Here is a 21,191-nt window from a genome sequence, read left to right as displayed (position 1 = left end):
GAACACACGGGGGCGACACGCCTTACGCCCCGTCCTGCAATTGCTCGAGCAGGCTTTGAATCTGCTCGAGCTGCGACGCTGGCTCGTCCAGCCCCAGCAATTCGATCTTCTGCTCCGCATCGAATGGCAACAGGTAGGCCAGCTGACTGGCCAGAGCTGCCTGATCGCTCACCGCGCCGCCCAGCCCCAGGGTTTTCACCATCGGATGCTGGCCCAGCGCGGCGAGCAGTACGACGAGGTCGGCGTGCTGCTCGGCCAGTGGCTGGCTATCGACTTCGCTGCGCCAGGCGACCTGGGCGACGGCCAGCTGGTCACGCAGTACTTCGAACGATTGCACATCGAAGCGCCGCCCGCCTTCGACCCGGATACCCAACAGGCCGTTGGGCAGCTGTTGCCAGTCGCGAATCAGCGCTTCGCAACCGATATGAGAGAACGCCGCCGGTGCTGCGCCAACCTCCTTGCCATCCAGAATATGCACCACGCCAAAGCCATGCCCAGCCTTGAGGCAGTGGCTGACCATGTCGAGATAGCGTGCCTCGAATATCTGCAGGTCGAGAAAACAACCGGGGAACAGCACGGTATCCAGCGGGAACAACGGCAATCTCATGGCGACTCCATCACAGCAGCAAGGCAACCACCAGCGGCAACAGCACCGCAGTCATTACCCCCATCAGGCTCATGGCCAGGGCCGCGAACGCACCGCATTCGTCGCTTTCCTGCAGCGCCTGCGCGGTGCCCACGGCGTGGGCGGTCAGCCCGAGCGCAATGCCGCGGGCCGCAGGATGCTGAACGCCAAACCGGCGCAACAGTTCCGGACCGAAAATCGCGCCGAGCACGCCGGTGATCATCACGAACACCGCCGCCAGCGCCACCACACCGCCGATCTGCTCGGCCACCAGCATGGCGATCGGCGAAGTGACCGACTTCGGCGCCAGGGTCATCAGGATCATGTCATCCGCGCCGAAAGCCCAAGCCAGGGCCATGCCCAGCGCCGTGGCAAACACACCGGCGACCAGCAAAGTGATCACAATCGGGCCGAACAACTCGCGAATCCGCCGCAGGTTCAGGTACAGCGGCACGGCCAGCGCAACGGTGGCCGGACCCAGCAGCAGCGTCAGCCACTGCGCACTGATGCGGTATTCGTCATAGTCGATACCACATAGCAGGAGGATGCCGACGATCAGCGTCATCGACACTAGAACCGGCTGCAGGAATACCCAGCGGGTCTTCTCATACGCCGCATACGCCAGCTGGAAGACAGCCAGGGTAATAGCCACACCGAACAGCGGATGATGGATCAGCGCCTCCCAGGCGGCCTGCCAGTGCAGTTCGATCATGCACCCTCCTGCTGACGCTGCTTGCGCCGGATCAGCGTCTGCATCAGCCAGCCGGTGAAGACCAGCGAGACCAGCAGCGAAATTACCAGCACGCCGACGATGGCCCAGAAGTCATCAAGGATCGCCTCCGTATAGGCCATCACCCCAACCGCCGGCGGTACCAGCAGCAGCGGCAGGTAGCGCAACAGGCTGCTCGCCGCCAGCTGCAGCGATTCGCTGGCCCGGCCGCGCGCCAGCAGGCCGGCGAACAGCAGCACCATCCCGATGATGGGGCCCGGCAGCATGGGCAGGAACAGCACATTGAGGACGGTGCCGAGCAACTGGAATGCGACCAGCCAGGTCAGGCCTCTGAGCAGCATGGGAGCCTCCCGCAAAATTGCGACAGTATAAAGGGCAACGCCTGCAGGCGCCCGCGCTGCGCTATGACGGGCCATTCGCGGTGCCGATGCTGGTTTGCCGCGACGCCTGCCCGTGCTGATCTAGAGCTGTAAATGACGCAGAGCCAGTCGGCCGCTTCGGGCCCGGCACTGCCCCTCTCTAGTCAGACTGCACATCGCTGCAGCCATACAAGAACAATCAGGAGGACACATGCCACAGGTACCCGTCGCACAGCTCAAGGATTACATCGGCAAGGAACTGGGCCACTCCGAGTGGCTGACCGTCGATCAGCAGCGCGTCAACCAGTTCGCCGACTGCACCGGCGATCACCAGTTCATCCACATCGATGCCGAAAAAGCCGCACAAACACCGTTCGGTGGCACCATCGCCCATGGTTTCCTGTCGCTGTCGTTGCTGCCGATGTTGTCTGGCGACCTTATGGTCGTGCCGGAAGGCACGCGGATGGGCGTCAACTATGGGCTGGACAGCCTGCGCTTCATCCAGCCAGTGAGGGTCGGCTCGCGGGTGCGCCTGGGACTGACGCTGATCGATGCCTACGAGAAGAATCCCGGGCAATGGCTGCTCAAGGCGCGCGCGGTGATGGAGATCGAAGGCTCGGAAAAACCGGCCTATATCGCCGAAACCCTGGCGCTGTGCGTCCTCTGAGCGGCGACTCTGCGCGATTGTCGCAGCCCGCTCGGTTTGCGGCATACTGCGGACGTTCTGCCTGAGCGGATGTCCGCATGCTGCGTCTTCTTCCCTTCCTCTTACTTGGTCTGCTCACCGCCTGCGGCGAGGGCGAGCCTCTTACCCCTGCCGATGGAGTGCTGCCGGACGGCGGCCGCTATCGCGGCGAAATCGTCGACGGCTTGCTGCAGGGCAGCGGTCGTATCGACTACCCGAACGGCAGCTACTACCTCGGCCAATTCAAGGACGGCCAGTGGCATGGCCTGGGCACCTGGCAAAGCGCAACAGGCGACCGCTACGAGGGTGAGTTCAGGCACGGCTTGTTCGACGGCCTGGGCCGTTTCAGCTATGTCGAGGGTGGCGTCTACGAGGGCGAATTCCAGACCGGACGCATGCATGGCCACGGGCGCTTCAGCCAGGACGGCACGGTCTACGAAGGCGAGTTTCGCAACAACCTCTACCACGGCCAGGGCAGCCTGGAATATGCTGACGGCTTCAGTCATCGAGGGCAGTTCAGCAAAGGCCAGCCGGATGGACCGGGCACCCGCAGCGACGCCAATGGTCAACTCAGCGGGCATTTCAACACGGGCAACCTGAACGGCGAAGGCAGCTTTTCGACCGAGCATGGCGAGCGCTACAGCGGCCACTTCGAGAACGATCAGTTTCATGGCCAGGGACGCTACGAGGACAGCGAGGGCAACGCCTGGAACGGCACCTTCGTCCACGGCGAACTGAGCGGCACCGGCACTTATGTCGCCAGCGATGGCAGCCGCTACAGTGGGCAGTTCCGCAACTGGCGCTACCACGGCCAGGGCCGTCTCGATCGCGCAGACGGCAGCTTCTATACCGGCGGTTTCCGCCACGGACACTTCGACGGCGAGGGCGTACTGACCCAGGCCGACGGCACCGAGCTGCGCGGCAGCTGGCGAAATGACCGACGCGTCCGCGACGAGCAGGCACACGCACTCTCGGACCCGCTCGAGCTCGCCCTGCTGGAACAAGGCTCACTGCTCGAGCGTGCGATCAGTACGCTACCGCCTTCCAGCCCTGCGCAGGACCTCTATACGCTGACCGTGGCCGGCGATGGCCGGCAGAGCGTGTTCATGCGCGAAACCGATTACGTACAGAAGCTGCTCGCCGAGCGTTTCGCCGCCCATGGCCAACTCAGCCTGGTCAACCACCGCGACCATCTCGTCGACCGGCCGCTGGCGACCCGGGAGAACCTGACCCGAGCGATTCGCGCGCTGGCCGAACGCAGTGGCGAGGAAGACCTGATCTTTCTCTATTTCACCAGCCACGGTTCGGCGGACCACGAACTGGTGCTGAACCAGCCGCGTCTTTCGCTGGACGACCTGCCGGCAGCGGATCTGGCGCAACTGCTCGCGCCGCTCGCCAAGCGCAAGGTCATCCTGGTGATCTCGGCCTGCTATTCCGGCGGTTTCATCGAGCCACTGAAGAACGAGCAGACGCTGATCATGACCGCCGCCCGCGCCGACCGGGTGTCCTTCGGCTGCTCCGAGCAGAGCGACTTCACCTACTTCGGCCGCGCGCTGTTCGCCGAAGCGCTGCAGGAAACCGACGATATCGTGCAGGCCTTCACGCTGGCCGCAGCAAAAGTTGCCGAACGCGAGCAGGCCGACGACTATCAGGCATCGGAACCGCAAATTTGGGCGCCGGAAGCGGTCGTCCAACGCTGGCAGGAGCTGCGGCAGCGGCGTGCCACCCAATGATCGCCACAGGAGCAAGACCATGTATTTGACGCCACAGCGCATTCTGCTTGCCGGCGCCACCGGACTCACTGGCGAGCACCTGCTCGATCGCCTGCTCAACGAACCCACCGTCGAACGCGTGCTGGCGCCCACACGCAGGCCATTGGCGGCCCATCAGCGCCTGGAAAACCCGGTCGGAGAGCTGCTGGCGTTGCTGCCAACGCTGGGCGGCGAGATCGACACGGCCTTCTGCTGCCTGGGCAGCACGCTAAAGCAGGCCGGTGGCCAGGAGGCGTTCCGCGCCATCGATCATGATCTGGTGCTGGCGTTTGCCCGCCGGACTAAGGAGATGGGCGCGCGTCACCTGCTGGTGATCAGCTCGCTGGGGGCCAACCCGGACAGTTCGATCTTCTACCTCAAGGTCAAAGGCGAAATGGAGGCGGCATTGCAGCAGCAGGACTGGCCACAGCTGACCATCGCCCGCCCCTCTCAACTGATCGGCCCACGCTTGGAGCCGCGGTTGAGCGAACGCATCGCGGCGCCCCTGTCGCAGCTGCTGCCGGGCAAGTACCACGGCATCGAGACCTGCACCCTCGCCCGCGCGCTGTGGCGACTGGCGCTGGAAGAAGGCGACGGCGTGCGCATCGTCGAATCGGACGAGCTGCGCAAATTGGGGAAATGACTGTCGGCGCCTTGCCAAAAGGCGGCGATTGACCACTGGATGGACGACGCTGTGGCATCGCTCTCACGATCATCATCAGTGACGCAGGGTGGATGTCGCTTTTAACATCCACCTGGCCTCGTCGGTGGATCGGTGAAGCGTGACCCACCCTACGATCCCCAAACGCGTCAGGCGTTAACGCCCCTTTCAGACCTTGATGAAATGCTCGCGGTAATGCCGCAGCTCGGCGATGGAGTCACGGATGTCGTCAAGCGCCAGGTGCGTGCCGCTCTTCTTGAAACCTTCCATGATCTGCGGCGCCCAACGTGCCGCCAACTCCTTGAGCGTCGATACGTCCAGATTGCGGTAGTGGAAGTAGGCCTCGAGCGTCGGCATCTGCCGGTAGAGGAAGCGTCGGTCCTGGCAGATGCTGTTGCCGCAGATCGGCGACTTGCCTTTGGGCACCCACTGCTCGAGGAAGGCCAGCGTCGCCTGCTCGGCCTCGGCGGTGGAAATCCTGCTCTCACGCACGCGCTGGGTCAGGCCCGAGCCGCCGTGCTGACGGGTGTTCCACTCATCCATGCGCGCCAGTGTTTCATCGCTCTGGTGTACCGCGATCACCGGCCCCTCGGCCAGCACGTTGAGCTGACTGTCGGTGACGATGGTCGCCATCTCGATGATGACGTCGTTGTCCGGATCCAGACCGGTCATTTCCAGGTCGATCCAGATCAGGTTCTGCGGGTTCTGCATGGCGGGCTCCTTGGCTGTGCGGCGCAGTTTAGCCGCTCGTATCGACGCCGTCAGGTGTCGCGCCACCGGGGTACCAGATAAGCAGCCGCGAGCGGCGCCAGTCATTCAATTGCTGCACTTCAACCGGCTCGACCCCTGGCACCGCGAAGCTGTTGCTGATCAACAGCGCGCCGGGACGCATCTCGGCGTGCGCCTTGTTCCACAGGGCGGCCATGGGTGCCGGTGAGAGGAAGCAATAGACCACGTCGTACTCGGCGAGATCGACCCGCCACAGACTGAGCAGGCGAATATGGCAGTTGCGCCGCGGCAGGCAGCGCAGCCAGGACAGTGCGAAGGTCAGCGGCGCGGTTTCCACGCCAATGAACTGCGCCGCCGGAAAGTCCCGTGCCAGGCGCGACAACGTGCCGGCCAGGCCGCTGCCCAAGTCGATATAGCGGAAACCCGCCGGCAGCTCGCTCAGCCGGTTGCGCAACTGGCGCTCGGCTTCACGACCGGTCAGGTAGAGCGGCACGCGCTCGGTGAAGGCATTCCAGTTCAACAGCAACAACAACGTGAACGCGCCCAGCGGCAACCAGCCCGGCACGTCGAAATCACGCAGCAACGCCAGGCCAGGAACGAACATCAGGTTGATCGCCAGCCACCAGGCCGACAGCCCGAGCCGGGCCCCGATCAGCGCCGCCAGACAGCCCTGCGCGACTGCCACAAGGATGAGACCGGGACGCACACCCAGCACGCCGACCAGTCCGAGCAATAGCAGCCAGACCACCAGCAGCGCCACCAGCTGGGCCAGCAGCGCACGCAGGATGGGCAGGCGAGTAACGACAGTAGCAGGCATGACCGACAATCGAACGGGTGAAGGAGCGCCAGTCTAACCCTCCGGCTTCAGCGCGATACAGGCCGAAGTGGGCGGGTTGCAGCATGCTAGACTCGCTCACCAACCTCAGAGACGCCCGAATTCATGGCCAAACGCCAACTCAACCGCCGGCAGAACTGGCGTATCGAGAAAATCCAGGAAGAGCGCGCCGCCCGCGCCGCGCGTCGCGAAAGTCGTGCACTCGAAGAGCTCGAAGGCGGCGATCTTGGCCCGGAGCAGACCGGACTGGTCATCGCGCATTTCGGCGTGCAGGTCGAGGTGGAAGCACTGGAAGGCGAACACAGCGGGCAGGTCTTTCGCTGCCACCTGCGCGCCAACCTGCCGGCACTGGTCACCGGCGATCGTGTGGTCTGGCGCCCGGGCAACCAGGGCATCGGTGTCATCGTTGCGCAGCTGCCGCGACATTCGGAACTCTGCCGCCCGGATACCCGTGGCCAGCTCAAGCCCGTGGCGGCGAACGTCGACCTGATCGTCATCGTCTTCGCGCCGCTACCGGAGCCCCACGCCAACCTGATCGACCGCTATCTGGTCGCCGCGGAGCACGCCGGCATCACGCCATTGCTGCTGTTGAACAAGGTCGACCTGATCGACGAGCAGAACGAAGCCGCGCTGAATCGCCTGCTGGAAGTCTATCGGCAGCTGAACTATCCGCTGCTGGAAGTCTCGGCCCACGGTGGTGGCGGCATGGAAGCGCTCAAGGAGCGGCTCGACGGCCACGTCAGCGTCTTCGTCGGGCAATCCGGGGTAGGCAAGTCTTCGCTGGTGAACAGCCTATTGCCGGGCGTCGACACCCGCGTCGGGGCGCTGTCGGAAATGACCGGCAAGGGCACCCACACCACCACCACGGCACGTCTGTTCCACTTTCCCGGTGGCGGCGAGCTGATCGACTCCCCCGGCATCCGCGAATTCGGCTTAGGCCACGTCAGTCGCGCCGACGTCGAAGCGGGCTTCATCGAATTCCAGGATCTGCTCGGGCACTGCCGCTTCCGCGACTGCAAGCATGATCGCGAGCCCGGCTGCGCCCTGCTCCAGGCGCTGGAGGACGGGCGCATCCAGCCGCAGCGCATGAGCAGTTACCGACACATTCTCAGCAGCCTGCCAGAACCGGATTACTGATCTGGCGCTCAGCCCTCGCCGGGCTGACTGAACTGCAGCACGCCATCTTCGAAGATGTTCAACCGCTCCCGCAGTTGCTCCGGCTGTAACGGCTCCTCCCCAGCCGGCGCCGCGCCGCCAGATGGCGCGACTTCGCCTTCGGCAGGACCGGTCGAATCCGTGGCAGCGGGCTGCTCACCCTCGATCGAACGCTGCGCCTTCTTGGTCAGCACCAGAATATCGATGCGTCGGTTGACCGGATTGAACGGGTCCTTGCGATCGAACAGCGCGGACGAGGCGTAGCCCACTACCCGCGCGATCTGATCTTCCGGGTAACCACCGATCACCAGCGTGCGGCGTGCAGCGTTGGCACGCCCGGCCGAAAGCTCCCAGTTGCCGAAGTCGCTGCGCCCGGAGAAAGGCTTCGCATCGGTGTGGCCGCTGACGCTGATCTTGTTCGGCACCGCGGCGATGGTGTCGACCAGCGCCAGCAGGATGTCTTCGAAGTAGGGCTGCAACTGGGCGCTACCGAGGGCGAACATGGGCCGGTTCTCGGCATCCATGATCTGGATGCGCAGGCCGTCCTGGGTGATTTCGAAAAGGATCTGGTCCTTGAACTTCTGCAGCTCGGGATTCTCGTCGACCTTGTTCTGCAGCTCCTGCAACAGCAGCTCGAGGCGCTCGCGCTCCAGCTGTTCGGCGAAGGTTTCCACCTGATCGCTATCGATCTGCGCTTCGCTCTGCGCCGGCTCCAGCTCTGGATTGAGGGTGCGGTCCGGCGAGGGTGTCGGCGTCCCCCCCAGGTCGATGACGTGCGGGCTGGCGCTTTCGGTGAAGCCGATCGGATCCTGGAAGTAGCCGGAGATCAGTTTCTTCTGCTCAGGCGTCGCCGAACTCATCAACCACATCACCAGAAAGAACGCCATCATCGCGGTAGCAAAGTCGGCGAAGGCGATCTTCCACGCGCCGCCATGGTGGCCGCCCGCAACCTTCTTGACCCGTTTGACGATGATCGGTTGAGTGTTGTCCATGACGAGCCTTTAGCTGCCGCGCATGGCTTGCTCGAGCTCGGCAAAGCTCGGGCGATGCGCCGGATAAAGGACCTTGCGCCCGAACTCGACAGCCAGCGTCGGCGGCATGCCCGAGGCCGAGGCGACCAGCGTGGCCTTGATCGCCTCGTACACGTTCAGCTCCTCCTTGGCATCGTGCTCCAGTGCCGCGGCCAGTGGCCCGAAGAAGCCATAGGAGGCAAGAATACCGAGGAAAGTACCGACCAGCGCCGAGCCAACCTTGTAACCGATCATCGCGTTATCCGCCTCGGCGAGGATCGACATGGTGATGACGATGCCCAGTACCGCCGCGACGATACCCATCGCCGGCAGGCCGTCCGCCACCTTGGCGACCGCATGGGAGGGATGTTCGAGTTCTTCCTTCAGGCTGTTCAGTTCCATGTCGAACAGGCCTTCGAGTTCGTGCGGCGCCATGTTGCCGGACGACATGATGCGTAGGTAATCGCAGGTGAAGGCGGTCATGCGCTCGTCCTGCAGGAAGCCCGGGTACTTGCTGAACAGCGGACTGGCGGCGGGATCTTCCAGGTCAGCTTCAATGGCCATCATCCCTTCACGACGACTCTTGTTGAGGATCGAGTAGAGCAGGCTGAGCACTTCCAGATAATAGGTATGGGTAAAACGGGTGCTGAACATCTTCAGCGATTTTTTGAACACCAGCATGGTGGTGCTGGCGGGGTTGGCCTGCAGAAAACCGCCCAGCGCCGCACCACCGATGATCATCACCTCGAACGGATGGATGAGCGCGCCGATCTTGCCGCCAGAGAGCACGAACCCGCCCAGCACGCTGGCGAACACGACGATAATCCCGATTATTTTGACCATAGGAGGTACGTCTAAAACCTGGTTACGAGCCGTCCGGATCAAGGGCAAATAAACGCCCAGAATCGTCACCAGACGACCTTGCGAAAGGAATGTTGGAAGAATTGTTCTGGTTATCGGAACTTTTGCGCCAGACTAAAGGCCATCCCGATGAAAAGCTAGTTCGGCCATGACCACCACACCTCCGCTGCCACGCACGATACCCGCCTGGATCAAGGCTCTCGACGATGCACCCCTTCCCGCGTTTGCCGGCGTCCATGGCAAGGTGCGACTGGCGCTGCGCGACAGCAGCAAGTCGATGCGGCAGATCGCCGAGCTTATTCAGGACAGCCCCGTGCTGGCGCTGCGTTTCATCCAGGAGGCCAATCGAGGCATCGGCGACAGCCAGCCGGCCGAGAGCCTGGAGGTCGCGCTCAGCCGCATCGGCCTGCAGCGCGCCGAAGCGCTGCTGGCGCGCATTCCGGCCATGGAGGCCGCCGACATGCCGCAGCCGCTGCGGCAACTGGTATTAATCAGCCGCCACGCCAGCCAGCAGGCCAACGGACTGTTCGCCGCCCGCCTCGCACGACTGTGGCAGGACATTCACTGGGGCAGCCTGCTGTTCCTGTCTCCCGCCTGGGCGCTGATAGGCGCCTATCCGCATCTGCTCGACAGTTGGGAGCAGCGGGTACTGGTCAAGGGCGAGCCGGCCAGCAGGGTCGAGCGCGAGCTGCTCGGCGTATCCCTGCTGGAGCTGTGCCTAAGGCTTGCTGAGCATTGGCGGCTGCCGGACTGGATCATTCAGGGTTATCGCCTGCTGGGCACCGATCGGCGGCGTCTGATCAAGGCCCTGCATATTGCCCACGACAACGAGCACCCGCTGCATCAGCAGCAGATGCTCGACGCCGACCCCGACCTGCGCCGCTGGCTGACGCTGCCGAGCAACACCATCGTGCTGGCCAACGGCCTGGCACTGTCCTCGCACCATAGCTGGAGCGGCATACACAGCCTGCGCTGGCAGCGCCTGGCCGGTTTGTATCTGCAGGTGTCGCTCGCCGATCTGCAGCAGATGGTGCACCAGCAGGCGGCGACCAGCGCCCGGGAGATCGGCCGGACCGATCTCTGGCATCCGGCTCAAGGCCTGCTGTGGCCTACCGGTACCCGTTTTCAGGTGTTGCGTGCTGCGCCGGTAGCAAGCGACGCCGATCTGGCCGAATGGCGCGAGCACTGTCGCCGCCTGCTCAGCGAGCCGACGCCGTTCAGCAACGTCTTGCAGCTGACCGCCACCGCCAGCCAAGCCCTTGCCTGCGCGGGCATGCAGCGCACACTGGTGTTGCTGTTCGACCGAAAGCAGAACCGCCTGGTCGCCCAGCAATCGGCCGGCCTGCCAAGCGATGCTGCGCGACTTACCCTCACCCCCGAGCAGAGCCAGATCGTGCGGCGTCTGCTGGAAAAGCCGGCACAGCTGCGCCTGCAGCCGGCCAACATGGCACAGTTCTCGGCCTTGCTGCCCGGCAGCCTGAAAGCGCTTTTCAGCGGCGAACATCTGCTGTTGCGCTCGCTGGGCATCGACGGGCGCGTGCTGATGCTGGTGGTTTCCGACCAGAACGGCGCGCCCTTCTCCGACACTACCCTGCAAACATTCGCTAAAACAACGCAGTGCATCGAGCGCGCATTGGCTACCTTCAGCAGGCGCGGGGTCTGAGCTTTTTCGCTAGACTTCGCCCCTTCTACGACTAGATGAGGGCTGCCGTGTCTGCCTTTTCCAACCTGCCGCTGGTGATCGAGCCAGCCGACCTGGCCGCACGCCTGGACGCGCCGGAGCTGATTCTGGTCGACCTGACCAGCGCCGCCCGTTATGCCGAAGGCCACCTGCCGGGCGCTCGCTTCGTCGATCCCAAACAGACCCAGCTCGGCCAGCCGCCAGCGCCGGGATTGCTTCCGGATATTGCGCAGCTGCAGCGATTGTTCGGCGCACTGGGTCATCGGCACGACGCGGTGTACGTGGTGTATGACGACGAAGGCGGCGGCTGGGCCGGTCGTTTCATCTGGCTGCTCGACGTGATCGGCCATCACCACTACCACTACCTCAACGGCGGGCTGCACGCCTGGCTCGGCGAGGCGCGACCGCTGACCCAGCAGATACCCGAGGCGGCGCCCGGCCTGCCGAACCTGACGATGGACCCCGCCCCAATCGCGACCCGCAGCTACATCGAAAGCCGCCTCGGCGCAGACGATCTGGTGATCTGGGACGCGCGCTCGCCGGCCGAATTCCGTGGCGAAAAACTCTTTGCCGCGCGGGGCGGCCACATACCCGGGGCAATCAACTTCGAGTGGACCGCCGCCATGGACCGTGCTCGCGACCTCCGAATCCGCGAGGACATCTCCGAGCAGTTGGAGGCACTGGGCATCGTCCCGGAAAAGGAAGTCGTAACCCACTGCCACACCCATCATCGCTCCGGCCTCACCTACCTCCTGGCCAAGGCACTCGGCTACCCACGCGTCAAGGGCTATGCCGGCTCCTGGTCCGAATGGGGCAACCTGCCTGATACACCGGTGCAGCAATGAAAAGGACCCACATGAAAGATCGCCTGTTCGTCATCAGCCAGTACGTGCTGCCCCATCACCTCATCTCCCGTCTGGCTGGCTGCCTGGCCGAGTGCCGGCTGCCGTGGGTGAAGAACACCTTCATCAAGTGGTTCGTCCGGCATTTTCAGGTCGACATGCGCGAGGCCCAGGTCGAGGAGCCCACGGCCTACGAGCACTTCAATGCCTTCTTCACCCGCGCTTTGAGAGACGGTGCCCGCCCGCTGGATCAGACTCCGGGCGCCATCCTCAACCCCTGCGACGGCGCCATCAGCCAGCTGGGCCGGATAGAACAAGGCCGTATCTTCCAGGCCAAGGGCCACAGTTACAGCGCCATGGAGCTGCTTGGCGGCGATCACGAACGCGCCGCTCCGTTCATGGGCGGCGCGTTCGCCACGGTCTACCTCTCGCCCAAGGATTATCACCGCGTGCATATGCCGGTCAGCGGCACGCTGCGGGAAATGGTCTACGTGCCGGGGCGCATCTTCTCGGTCAACACGGTCACCGCGCAGGGCGTGCCGGAGCTGTTCGCGCGCAACGAGCGGGTGGTCTGCCTGTTCGATACCGAGCACGGGCCGATGGCCATGGTGCTGGTCGGCGCGATGATCGTCGCCAGCATCGAGACCGTCTGGGCCGGCCTGGTCACACCACCCAAGCGTGCCTTGAAGACTTTCCGCTACGACGAAGCGGCGCGTGTGCCCATCCATCTTGAGAAAGGCGCCGAGATGGGCCGTTTCAAGCTGGGTTCGACGGTAATTCTGCTGTTCGGGCCGGAACAGGTGCGCTGGGCTGAACAACTAGGGCCGCTGAGCCCCGTGTGCATGGGCGAAGCGCTGGGCCAGGCGACGTCCAGTCCAACCGCCGCCGACCCGCTCGAAACCCTCTGATTCCTGCCCCAGCGACGTTCGGCAGCCCATAACTGCCGAACGTCGGCTAATATCATGAAGCCATCATTCAGTCCTGCCCGCTGCGGCAGATATTGATAGAGTTCTCATTAATTATGCCCTGACCACCGCGGAGCCAACCGTTTGGATAGACAGAGCCATCATCTGCTGTTGCGCGTACCAGCGCCCACCCGGCAGACCCTGTCCTTCTGCGACGCCAGCGTGCGCGGCGTAACCGGCTGGCTCGCCGGCTTGCCGAAAGCCAACATAGGCGAAACCGCGCGCCAGCTTTACCAGGCGCTGATCGAACTCAACCAACTGCGCATCGCCACGGAAACCCGCCTGCAGATGCTGGAACTGCTGCGGCCGGACGTGCATTTCGTCTGCAACCAGCTGGAAAAGCACTTCGTCAACCAGCCCATCGTGCTCAGCGAGCGACCACGCAAAGTCGCCGGTCTCTGCCAGGCGCTGCAGAATCACCTCGCGGTTGGCTACAAGCTGATCGTGGTGCGTGTGGTTTCCCAACCCGAGCGCGATCGACATCAGCTGCTATCGATCGCCCTGCAACGCGCCATTCACAGCCTCGGCGCCTTGCTGATCCGCTCCACTCAGCTGTACAGCCCGGCAGCCGCCGGACTGTGGCTGGAACTGCACCAGCTCTACCAGCTGGCGGTCGAGCATGGCACCGAGCGCCTGCTGCTGCGCGACCCACTGGCACGACACGCCAAGGAGCTCACCGCCGAGCAGAGTTACCTGGCAGCGCTGCTGCTCGGTTGCGCGCGCTGCAATCAGTTGCGTCAGCAAAACATCGTCAAGCTGGCCGCAGCACTGGAGGCCTGGGGCGCCATGGCGCAGATCCAGCCGGCCAGTTCAGCCAATAGCCTCTTCCTCCTGTCTCCGCTGGTGGACGGGCCACCGCGCTATCGGTCGTTGTTTCCCGACAGAAACCAGCAGAATCTGCTCGGCATCGATACCCGGATGCTGGTCGGCGTCATCGATGAACACCTGCGCCTGGCGCCCGACAACCGACGGTTGAGCCGTCTTCCGGCCGCCGCAGGACTCGACGACGATCTGCTGCGCCACCTGAGTTCGGCATGGGGCGCCATCTCCGAACGAACCTTCCAGCGCACGCCGGCAAAGGGCGCGCTGACGCTATGCATCGGCATGACCGCACTGCATTATCAGCTCGCCGGTCAGCGCGCCTTCAACGAGGTGCTCGAGCTGCCCGGCTCCTCGAATCGAGCGGTCTTCAAGCTGCACAACGGCGCCGCGGATGTCTGGGCCAATGCCTTCGATGCACACAGCCTCAGCATCGAACGCCTGCCGGACAACGACCACATCGAGTTCGTCCGGCCCGATGTCTCGCGTGTAGCGCCAGCGAGCAGAGCAGCTGCGCCTGCTCCGACAAAAAGCAAATCCACCAACAGCGAAGATCATCCGATCTACCAGGTCCAGCTGGTCGACCATAGCCCCGGCGGTTACTGCCTGGCCTGGGAAGGCGAGGTGCCCAGCCTGCTGCAGACCGGCGAGCTCTTGGGACTGCGCGAAGAAACCGGGCAAACCTGGAGCGTCGCCGTGGTGCGCTGGGTTCGTCAGGTACGCGGCGGCAGCACGCAGCTGGGCATCGAACTGATAGCGCCGCAGGCCATGCCCTGTGGTCTGCGCCTGCTGCGCAAGGTCGACCAAGGCAGTGAGTACCTGCGCGCCCTGCTGTTGCCGGAGATCGCCGCGATCTCCCAGCCGGCAACGCTGATCGCACCACGCCTGCCCTTCCAGGAGGGACACAAGGTACAGATCAACCGCAACGGCGAGGAAGAACGTGCCGTGCTGAACCAGCGCCGTGCGACCACGGGCAACTACAATCAGTTCGAATACCGCTCCCTCGGCCAGGTCGTGCCAGAGCGAGAGACGCCTGTCACAGGCTGGAAAACCCACACAGCGGGCGGGGATGAAGATTTTGACTCACTCTGGAAGTCGCTGTAGATTGCCGAGTCTCGCACTCCTGCCTGCCCGCGCCGCTTTGGCGCGCACTTAAGCTGTTGCCATGGCCCTGCAAAAGAAAACCATCCGCCTGCTGATTCTCGAAGACTCGCAGAACGAGGCCGAGCGCCTGGTCAGCCTCTTCCGCAATGCCGGACAGGCGACCCGGGTGCATCGACTCACCTCCAGCGACGATCTGGCCGAAGCCCTGAAACAGACCTGGGACCTGCTGATCAATGCACCGCAGAGCGAGAACCTCGACCCCAGCGAGGCCATCAACGCCATTCGCCGGCAGGCCAAGGACATCCCCATCATCCAGCTCACAGCGGGCAACGACGCCGAAGCGATCACCGAAGCGCTGATGCTCGGCGCCCAGGATGCTCTGCCGCAGGGCGAGGACGAATGGCTGCTGCTGGTGGCCAATCGCGAACTGGCCAATCTCGAAGAGCGCCGCGCGCGCCGTTCAGCGGAAGTGGCGCTGCGTGAAGCGGAAAAACGCTGCCAGCTCTTGCTCGACAGCTCGGTGGACGCCATTGCCTACGTGCACGACGGCATGCACATCTACGCCAACCGCGCCTATCTCGAACTGTTCGGCTACGACGACGTAGAGGATCTGGAAGGCATGCCGATGATCGATCTGATCAGCGGCACCGACCAGAGCCGTTTCAAGACCTTCCTGAAGAATTACCAGAGCATGGAAGGCAGCGCCGAACTGGCCTGTGGCGGCGTGCGCGCCGATGGCGACACACTCAAGACACGCATGCACTTCTCGCCGGCGGCCTATGACGGCGAGCCCTGCATTCAGGTGGTGATCCGCGCCGAGAACGACAGTGCCGAACTGCAGAAGCTGCGCGAGATCAGCAGCCAGGACCCGGTAACCGGCCTGCTCAACCGCAACAGCTTCCTCGAAGTGATTGACGCCGCGGTAGAGCGCGCGATCAATGCCGGTCAGCCCGCCAGCCTCGCCTACATTCGCGTCGATCGCTTCGCCGCGTTACAAGCAGACATCGGCCTGACCGACTCCGACCAGCTGCTCAACCAGCTCGCCACCCTGTTGCGGGGCCACTTCCCCGGCGAAGCCCAGCTGGCTCGCTTCGCCGATGACGTCTTTGCAGTCCTGCAACCCGGCGTCATTCCGCAGCAGGCCGAACCGGAGCTGCGCAAGCTGCTGACCAAGGTCGAAGGCCAACTGCTCGATGTCGGCGGTCGCACGGTGCAAACCACCCTCAGCATCGGCGTTGCCGGCCTCGACGAGAAGACCGCCAAGGCTCAAGACGCGATCGAGCGCGCGCACCGCTGTGCCGATGAACTGAGCGACGGCAATGCGCTGAAGCTCTACAACCCGGCCGACGAACTGGCGGCAGCAGCCAACCGCGGCGACATCGTCGCGATGCTCAAGCAGGCGCTGGAAAGCAACAGCTTCCGCCTGCTGTTCCAGCCGATCATCAGCCTGCGCGGCGACAGCTTCGAGCATTACGAAGTGCTGCTGCGGCTACTCGATCCGCAGGGCGTGGAAGTCCCGCCGAACGAGTTCCTCAGTACCGCGGCCGACGCCGGCCTGGCTGCCAAGATCGACCGCTGGGTCATTCTCAACTCCATCAAACTGCTCGCCGAGCACCGCGCCAAGGGCCATCGCACGCGACTGTTCCTGCACCTGTCCGCCGCCAGTATCCAGGACCCCAGCCTGCTGCCCTGGCTCGGCGTCGTGCTCAAGGCTTCGCGCCTGCCAGGCGATTCGCTGGCCTTCGAGTTCGGTGAAGCCGATGCCGTGGCCTATCTCAAACCAGCCAAGGCGCTGGCCCAGGGACTCAACGGCCTCGGATGCCGCACCGCGCTCGCCCAGTTCGGCTGCGTGCTCAACCCATTCAATACGCTCAAGCATCTGGATGCCGAGTTCATCAAGGTCGATGGCTCCTACACCCAGGATCTGACCCGCCAGGAAAACCAGGAAGCGCTCAAGGCCCTGCTCGCCGAACTGCACGAGCAGCAGAAGCAGAGCATCGTGCCGTTCGTCGAAAGCGCGACCGTACTCGCTACGCTGTGGCAAGCCGGCGTCAGCTACATCCAGGGCCATTATCTGCAGGGCCCGAGTCAGTCGATGGACTACGACTTCGCCTCCGACGAGGAGTGATGCGCCGCCGGGCTGGCAGCCTCCCGCCAGCCCCAACGCCAGCAGACAATCCACCTCAGCTTGACTACGATCACTGGCCAGCCGCAGCGCTGAGCTAGAGTGTCCGGACGCCTTCAACTCGAAGAGGAGCCGCACCATGGTCATGATGAAAGCTGCCGTGTTCGTCGAACCGGGCCGCATCGAACTGCAGGACAAGCCCATCCCCGAGATCGGCCCCAACGATGCCCTGCTACGCATCACCACAACCACGATCTGCGGCACCGACGTGCACATTCTCAAGGGTGAGTATCCGGTCGCTCCCGGCCTGACCATCGGCCACGAGCCGGTAGGCGTCATCGAAAAGCTGGGCAGCAACGTCAAGGGCTACCAGGAAGGTCAGCGCGTCATCGCCGGGGCCATCTGCCCGAGCTTCACCTCCTACGCCTGTCAGGACGGCCTCCCCTCGCAGGACGGCGGCTGCTCCTGTCATGGTTACAAGCCCATGGGCGGCTGGCGTTTCGGCAACAGCATCGACGGCACCCAGGCCGAGTACGTACTGGTACCCGACGCCATGGCCAACCTGGCGCCCGTACCGGACGGCCTGACCGACGAACAGGTGCTGATGTGCCCGGACATCATGTCCACCGGATTCGCCGGCGCCGAGGCGGCCAATATCAAGATCGGCGACATCGTGGTGATCTTCGCCCAGGGGCCCATCGGCCTCTGTGCCACCGCTGGCGCCAGGCTCCGCGGTGCGGGCACCATCATCGCCGTGGACGGTGTGGATGCGCGACTGGATATCGCCCGGAAGATGGGAGCGGACGTGACGCTCAACTTCCGCAATGTCGATGTGGTGGAAGAGGTTCTCAAGCTAACCGGCGGCCGCGGCGTCGACGCCTCCATCGAGGCGCTGGGCCTGCAATCGACGTTCGAGAGCGCATTGCGAGTACTCAAGCCGGGCGGAACGCTGTCCAGCCTGGGCGTCTATTCCAGTGACCTGACCATTCCGCTCGGCGCTTTCCATGCGGGGCTTGGCGACAACAAGATCGTCACCTCGCTCTGCCCGGGCGGCAAGGAGCGCATGCGCCGACTGCTCAATGTGGTCGCCTCGGGCCGGGTCGATCTCGGCCCGCTGGTCACCCATCAATATGCGCTGGACGACATCACCGACGCCTACGACCTGTTTGCCAATCAGCGCGATGGCGTGCTGAAAGTGGCGATCAAACCCTGAAGACACTGCAAGGCATGAGTGACAAAACTAGAGCCCCGGATCGATTGATCCGGGGCTTTGCGTTGTTCGAGCCTGCAGCCGCGCTTTATTCCGTGCCGTCGCGATCGCGGAAACCCAGCAGGTAGAGAATCCCGTCCAGACCCAGGGTTGAAATCGCCTGCTTGGCCGACTGCTTGACCAGCGGTTTGGCGCGGAAGGCAACGCCCAGGCCGGCCAGACCAAGCATCGGCAGGTCGTTGGCGCCATCACCCACGGCGATGGTCTGCTCCAGACACAGCCCTTCCTGCTCGGCCAGCTGGCGCAGCAGATCGGCCTTGCGCTGGGCATCGACGATCGGCTCGACCGCCACGCCGGTAACCTTGCCGTTCTCGATCTGCAATTCATTGGCGAACACGTAGTCGATGCCGAGCTTGGCCTGCAGCTGCTTGGCGAAATAGCTGAAGCCGCCGGACAGGATCGCTGTCTTGTAGCCCAGGCGCTTGAGTTCGGCGAACAGCACTTCGGCACCCTCGGTCAGGCGCAGGCTGGCACCGATGTCCGCCAGCACGTCTTCCGACAAGCCTTCCAGCAGCGCCAGGCGCTCCTTGAAGCTGGCGCGGAAATCCAGCTCGCCGCGCATCGCCCGCTCGGTGATCTCGGACACCTGTTCGCCAACACCGGCGGCCTTGGCCAGCTCGTCGATGACCTCGGCCTCGATCAACGTCGAGTCCATGTCGAACACAGCCAGCCGGCGGTTGCGCCGGTAGACCGAATCGCGCTGGAAGGCGATATCGACATTGAGCTCCTGCGCCACGCTGAGAAACTCGGCGCGCAGCGCCGCGGTATCGGCCGGCTCGCCGCGCACCGAAAACTCGATGCAGCCCTTGCCCAGTTCTTCCGGCATGTCCAGCGGCATGCGTCCGGACAGGCGGTCGATATGGTCGATGTTGAGCCCGTACTTCGCCGTGATCGAGCTGACCCGCTGCAATTGCTCGGCGGTGACCTTGCGCGTCAGCAGGGTGACGATGTGCCGGGACTTGCCCTGCCCGGCCACCCAGTGCTGGTAGTCGGCCTCGGCCACCGGGGTGAAGCGCACCTGCTGGTCATGCTTGTAGCCCATGAACAGGACGTCCTTGAGTACCGACGAGGCGCGCTCGTTATCCGGAATCTCGATCAGGATGCCGAACGACAGAGTGTCATGTATCACCGCCTGGCCGATGTCGAGAATGTTCACGCCACCCTGGGCGAGCACGCCGGTGATGGCCGCGGTGAGGCCCGGTCGATCTTCACCGGTGATATTGATCAGGACGATTTCGCGCAAGGCGCAGCTCCCATGGCAGGCAACGAAGGCGGGCATTCTACATCAGCTGACCAGCGCGCTGGACAAGCCCCGCGGCAGGCACATCGCGCCCCACCACGATGACCCTGGACGCAATTCGTCAGCTTACCGTCGCAGACCTTCAGCGCCCCCCGTGCTTTCCGTATACTGCTCGGCAATTTCCCGACGAGAAGAGCCGCGCTCTGTGAACCGGCCCGCATCCGTAAAGCCAGACAACTTCTTCCTCATGCTCTATCGCGCAGTACGCCAGCATCGCGTGCCGCTGGTGTTGCGTATTGCCAGCCATACGCTGCTGCTGGTGGCGCTGGCGCTGATCATCTACGCGTGGGTGATCGGCATGCAGTTCAAACATGCCATGGAGCAGCAGGCCGACGCGCTCGGCCAGAGCCTGGTCACCCAGACGGCCGCCTCGGCCACCGATCTGCTGGTGGCCAACGACATTCTCAGCCTCAACGTGCTGCTGAGCAATCTGGTGAAGAACCCGCTGGTCGCTCACGCAGCGATCTACAGCGTGGACAATCGCGTGCTCGCCGAGTCCGGAACCCGGCCTCAGCAGGGCCTGCTCGGGGACGATAACGGGCTTTATTCAACACCAATCAGCTTTCAGGAAGTGATTGCCGGGCATCTGCGCGTGAGCCTGGACATGCAGCAGTTTCAGCAGCCGATGACCATCAGCCTGCAGAGCATGGGACTGCTCAGCCTGATCCTGCTGGCGTTGACGCTGATGCTGAGCCTGCGCCTGGGCCGGCAATTGGCGACGCCCTTGATGCAGCTGCGCCTGTGGCTGCGCGACCCGGACGACCCCGCCCCGGGTGCCGGACGGCAGGACGAGATTGGCGACCTTGCGCGCCAGCTGCAGGCACGCCTGGTGCCGGAGAAGCCCGAGGCGGAGCTTGACCTGAGCGATGCACTGGACGACGACTATTTCGACCAGGGTGACGACCACAGCATTGACTCACGATCCCCCGCAGCGCAACCGGAGCGCTTCGATATCGAGCTGGACGACGAGTCACATCGCCCACGCGGCTTTTCCGCGAACGCTGATGACGACGTGCAGCAGCTGGACGATGACGTCCCGTTCGAGCTCCCGTCACTGGGTACCCCGAGCGTACAGCCTCCTACCCCGCCGCAACCTACCCGCAGCGCCGTGCTGGCCATCCAGCTCGGCGGGCAGGAACAATTGCGCCGCTTGCCGCGGCCGCGCCTGACCGAACTGCTGCAACGCTATCGAGACTGCCTGCAACAAGCCGCCACGCTTTACCAGGCCGAGCTGCACACGCTCAACGATGGCAGCAGCCTGATGTTGTTTCATAGCCAGGACGACGAGCAGAACTACCTCACCCACGCGATCTGCTGCGGCGAACTGATGCGTGCGCTGGGCCATGCCTTGCAGATCGACGTCGCCGACAGCGGCATCACGCTGCAACTGCAGCTCGCCCTGACCCAGGGCGATGGCCTGTTCGACCTGAGCCAGGGCGACCTGCTGCTCAGCCAGCCGGCGCAAGCTGCGCTGGATATGTCGCTGCACAGCCGCAACCTGCTGCTGGTAGAGGCCAGCATCAGCGAGGACCGGCTGATTCAGCAGCGCGCGCGCATCCGCCCGATTGCCAGCCCGGAAGGCGCCTGCTGCGTCGAGCGCCTGCTGGACCCATACCCCTCGCTGCTGGAACGCCAGCTGACGCGCATGCACGAACTACGCAGCCGCACCCACTGACGCAAGCCA

General features: G+C 64.1%; 19 protein-coding genes. 11 read left to right on the top strand and 8 right to left on the bottom strand.

The features are described 5' to 3' along the window. Positions 1-22: 22 nt before the first annotated feature. The 3 genes from LW136_RS02445 to LW136_RS02435 are packed head-to-tail and all read right to left on the bottom strand — an operon-like array spanning position 23 to position 1,696. Positions 23-607, bottom strand: a complete 585-nt coding sequence (locus tag LW136_RS02445; RefSeq protein ID WP_044314100.1) for an LON peptidase substrate-binding domain-containing protein — start codon at positions 605-607, stop codon at positions 23-25. Positions 608-617: 10 nt separating this feature from the next. Then, positions 618-1,337: an LrgB family protein gene (locus LW136_RS02440; RefSeq protein WP_014818947.1), complete on the bottom strand. Its 720-nt coding sequence runs from the start codon at positions 1,335-1,337 to the stop codon at positions 618-620. Beyond that, positions 1,334-1,696 carry a CidA/LrgA family protein gene (locus tag LW136_RS02435; RefSeq protein ID WP_014818946.1) on the bottom strand — a complete coding sequence of 121 codons (363 nt, stop codon included), beginning with the start codon at positions 1,694-1,696 and terminating at the stop codon, positions 1,334-1,336. The genes LW136_RS02440 and LW136_RS02435 overlap by 4 nt, the downstream gene beginning before the upstream one ends. Positions 1,697-1,925: 229 nt before the next feature. Between LW136_RS02435 and LW136_RS02430 the strand changes: the two genes are divergently transcribed. From LW136_RS02430 to LW136_RS02420, 3 genes are all read left to right on the top strand, one after another. Further along, positions 1,926-2,381, top strand: coding sequence for a MaoC family dehydratase (locus LW136_RS02430; RefSeq protein WP_003301687.1), 456 nt, complete (start codon positions 1,926-1,928; stop codon positions 2,379-2,381). A 77-nt stretch (positions 2,382-2,458) separates the two neighbouring features. Further along, positions 2,459-4,132 (top strand): C13 family peptidase, encoded by a 1,674-nt coding sequence (locus LW136_RS02425; RefSeq protein ID WP_234174573.1) that lies wholly within the window; start codon positions 2,459-2,461, stop codon positions 4,130-4,132. 19 nt (positions 4,133-4,151) lie between these two features. Continuing rightward, positions 4,152-4,793 (top strand): oxidoreductase, encoded by a 642-nt coding sequence (locus LW136_RS02420; protein WP_191121456.1) that lies wholly within the window; start codon positions 4,152-4,154, stop codon positions 4,791-4,793. 186 nt (positions 4,794-4,979) lie between these two features. Here LW136_RS02420 and orn read toward each other — a convergent pair whose 3' ends face one another. Then, positions 4,980-5,522 (bottom strand): oligoribonuclease, encoded by a 543-nt coding sequence (gene orn, locus LW136_RS02415; protein WP_041015886.1) that lies wholly within the window; start codon positions 5,520-5,522, stop codon positions 4,980-4,982. 28 nt (positions 5,523-5,550) lie between these two features. Further along, complete coding sequence (locus LW136_RS02410) at positions 5,551-6,357, bottom strand: class I SAM-dependent methyltransferase (RefSeq protein ID WP_191121455.1); 807 nt, start codon at positions 6,355-6,357, stop codon at positions 5,551-5,553. Positions 6,358-6,480: 123 nt separating this feature from the next. On the opposite strand from LW136_RS02410, the gene rsgA reads away from it, so the two are divergent. Then, positions 6,481-7,512 carry a small ribosomal subunit biogenesis GTPase RsgA gene (rsgA, locus tag LW136_RS02405; RefSeq protein ID WP_234174572.1) on the top strand — a complete coding sequence of 344 codons (1,032 nt, stop codon included), beginning with the start codon at positions 6,481-6,483 and terminating at the stop codon, positions 7,510-7,512. A gap of 8 nt (positions 7,513-7,520) precedes the next feature. Here the strand turns inward: rsgA and motB are convergent, their stop codons facing one another. Beyond that, on the bottom strand, positions 7,521-8,522 hold the full coding sequence (gene motB / locus LW136_RS02400) for a flagellar motor protein MotB (protein ID WP_234174571.1): 1,002 nt from the start codon (positions 8,520-8,522) through the stop codon (positions 7,521-7,523). Positions 8,523-8,531: 9 nt separating this feature from the next. Beyond that, on the bottom strand, positions 8,532-9,383 hold the full coding sequence (gene motA, locus LW136_RS02395; protein ID WP_042921826.1) for a flagellar motor stator protein MotA: 852 nt from the start codon (positions 9,381-9,383) through the stop codon (positions 8,532-8,534). A gap of 166 nt (positions 9,384-9,549) precedes the next feature. Here motA and LW136_RS02390 point away from each other — a divergent pair, with 166 nt between their 5' ends. From LW136_RS02390 to LW136_RS02365, 6 genes are all read left to right on the top strand, one after another. Further along, the gene (locus LW136_RS02390; RefSeq protein WP_042921829.1) at positions 9,550-11,064 is read left to right on the top strand and encodes an HDOD domain-containing protein; all 1,515 of its coding nucleotides are present in this window, start codon (positions 9,550-9,552) and stop codon (positions 11,062-11,064) included. A 47-nt stretch (positions 11,065-11,111) separates the two neighbouring features. Beyond that, positions 11,112-11,927 (top strand): rhodanese-like domain-containing protein, encoded by an 816-nt coding sequence (locus tag LW136_RS02385; RefSeq protein WP_234174570.1) that lies wholly within the window; start codon positions 11,112-11,114, stop codon positions 11,925-11,927. Between the two features lie 11 nt (positions 11,928-11,938). Next, on the top strand, positions 11,939-12,832 hold the full coding sequence (gene asd / locus LW136_RS02380) for an archaetidylserine decarboxylase (RefSeq protein ID WP_234174569.1): 894 nt from the start codon (positions 11,939-11,941) through the stop codon (positions 12,830-12,832). A gap of 141 nt (positions 12,833-12,973) precedes the next feature. Further along, positions 12,974-14,812: a molecular chaperone gene (locus LW136_RS02375; RefSeq protein ID WP_234174568.1), complete on the top strand. Its 1,839-nt coding sequence runs from the start codon at positions 12,974-12,976 to the stop codon at positions 14,810-14,812. Between the two features lie 61 nt (positions 14,813-14,873). Next, a complete protein-coding gene (locus tag LW136_RS02370) occupies positions 14,874-16,940 on the top strand; it encodes a GGDEF/EAL domain-containing response regulator (protein WP_234174567.1) in 2,067 nt (688 codons plus the stop codon). A gap of 136 nt (positions 16,941-17,076) precedes the next feature. Further along, the gene (locus LW136_RS02365; RefSeq protein WP_041015879.1) at positions 17,077-18,150 is read left to right on the top strand and encodes an NAD(P)-dependent alcohol dehydrogenase; all 1,074 of its coding nucleotides are present in this window, start codon (positions 17,077-17,079) and stop codon (positions 18,148-18,150) included. 85 nt (positions 18,151-18,235) lie between these two features. Here the strand turns inward: LW136_RS02365 and serB are convergent, their stop codons facing one another. After that, positions 18,236-19,450: a phosphoserine phosphatase SerB gene (gene serB / locus LW136_RS02360; protein ID WP_023444899.1), complete on the bottom strand. Its 1,215-nt coding sequence runs from the start codon at positions 19,448-19,450 to the stop codon at positions 18,236-18,238. Between the two features lie 202 nt (positions 19,451-19,652). On the opposite strand from serB, the gene LW136_RS02355 reads away from it, so the two are divergent. Then, positions 19,653-21,182: an AhpA/YtjB family protein gene (locus tag LW136_RS02355; RefSeq protein ID WP_234174566.1), complete on the top strand. Its 1,530-nt coding sequence runs from the start codon at positions 19,653-19,655 to the stop codon at positions 21,180-21,182. Positions 21,183-21,191: the final 9 nt, after the last annotated feature.

Origin of the sequence: Stutzerimonas kunmingensis (assembly GCF_021432085.1) — a bacterium.
Lineage (GTDB): Bacteria > Pseudomonadota > Gammaproteobacteria > Pseudomonadales > Pseudomonadaceae > Stutzerimonas.
This window is presented reverse-complemented; position numbering and strand designations above follow the sequence as displayed.

Coding starts and splice junctions, on each gene's coding strand:
- LW136_RS02445 (WP_044314100.1), bottom strand. CDS start 607: ATGAGATTGCCGTTGTTCCCGCTGGATACCGTGCTGTTCCCCGGTTGT.
- LW136_RS02440 (WP_014818947.1), bottom strand. CDS start 1,337: ATGATCGAACTGCACTGGCAGGCCGCCTGGGAGGCGCTGATCCATCAT.
- LW136_RS02435 (WP_014818946.1), bottom strand. CDS start 1,696: ATGCTGCTCAGAGGCCTGACCTGGCTGGTCGCATTCCAGTTGCTCGGC.
- LW136_RS02430 (WP_003301687.1), top strand. CDS start 1,926: ATGCCACAGGTACCCGTCGCACAGCTCAAGGATTACATCGGCAAGGAA.
- LW136_RS02425 (WP_234174573.1), top strand. CDS start 2,459: ATGCTGCGTCTTCTTCCCTTCCTCTTACTTGGTCTGCTCACCGCCTGC.
- LW136_RS02420 (WP_191121456.1), top strand. CDS start 4,152: ATGTATTTGACGCCACAGCGCATTCTGCTTGCCGGCGCCACCGGACTC.
- orn (WP_041015886.1), bottom strand. CDS start 5,522: ATGCAGAACCCGCAGAACCTGATCTGGATCGACCTGGAAATGACCGGT.
- LW136_RS02410 (WP_191121455.1), bottom strand. CDS start 6,357: ATGCCTGCTACTGTCGTTACTCGCCTGCCCATCCTGCGTGCGCTGCTG.
- rsgA (WP_234174572.1), top strand. CDS start 6,481: ATGGCCAAACGCCAACTCAACCGCCGGCAGAACTGGCGTATCGAGAAA.
- motB (WP_234174571.1), bottom strand. CDS start 8,522: ATGGACAACACTCAACCGATCATCGTCAAACGGGTCAAGAAGGTTGCG.
- motA (WP_042921826.1), bottom strand. CDS start 9,383: ATGGTCAAAATAATCGGGATTATCGTCGTGTTCGCCAGCGTGCTGGGC.
- LW136_RS02390 (WP_042921829.1), top strand. CDS start 9,550: ATGACCACCACACCTCCGCTGCCACGCACGATACCCGCCTGGATCAAG.
- asd (WP_234174569.1), top strand. CDS start 11,939: ATGAAAGATCGCCTGTTCGTCATCAGCCAGTACGTGCTGCCCCATCAC.
- LW136_RS02370 (WP_234174567.1), top strand. CDS start 14,874: ATGGCCCTGCAAAAGAAAACCATCCGCCTGCTGATTCTCGAAGACTCG.
- LW136_RS02365 (WP_041015879.1), top strand. CDS start 17,077: ATGGTCATGATGAAAGCTGCCGTGTTCGTCGAACCGGGCCGCATCGAA.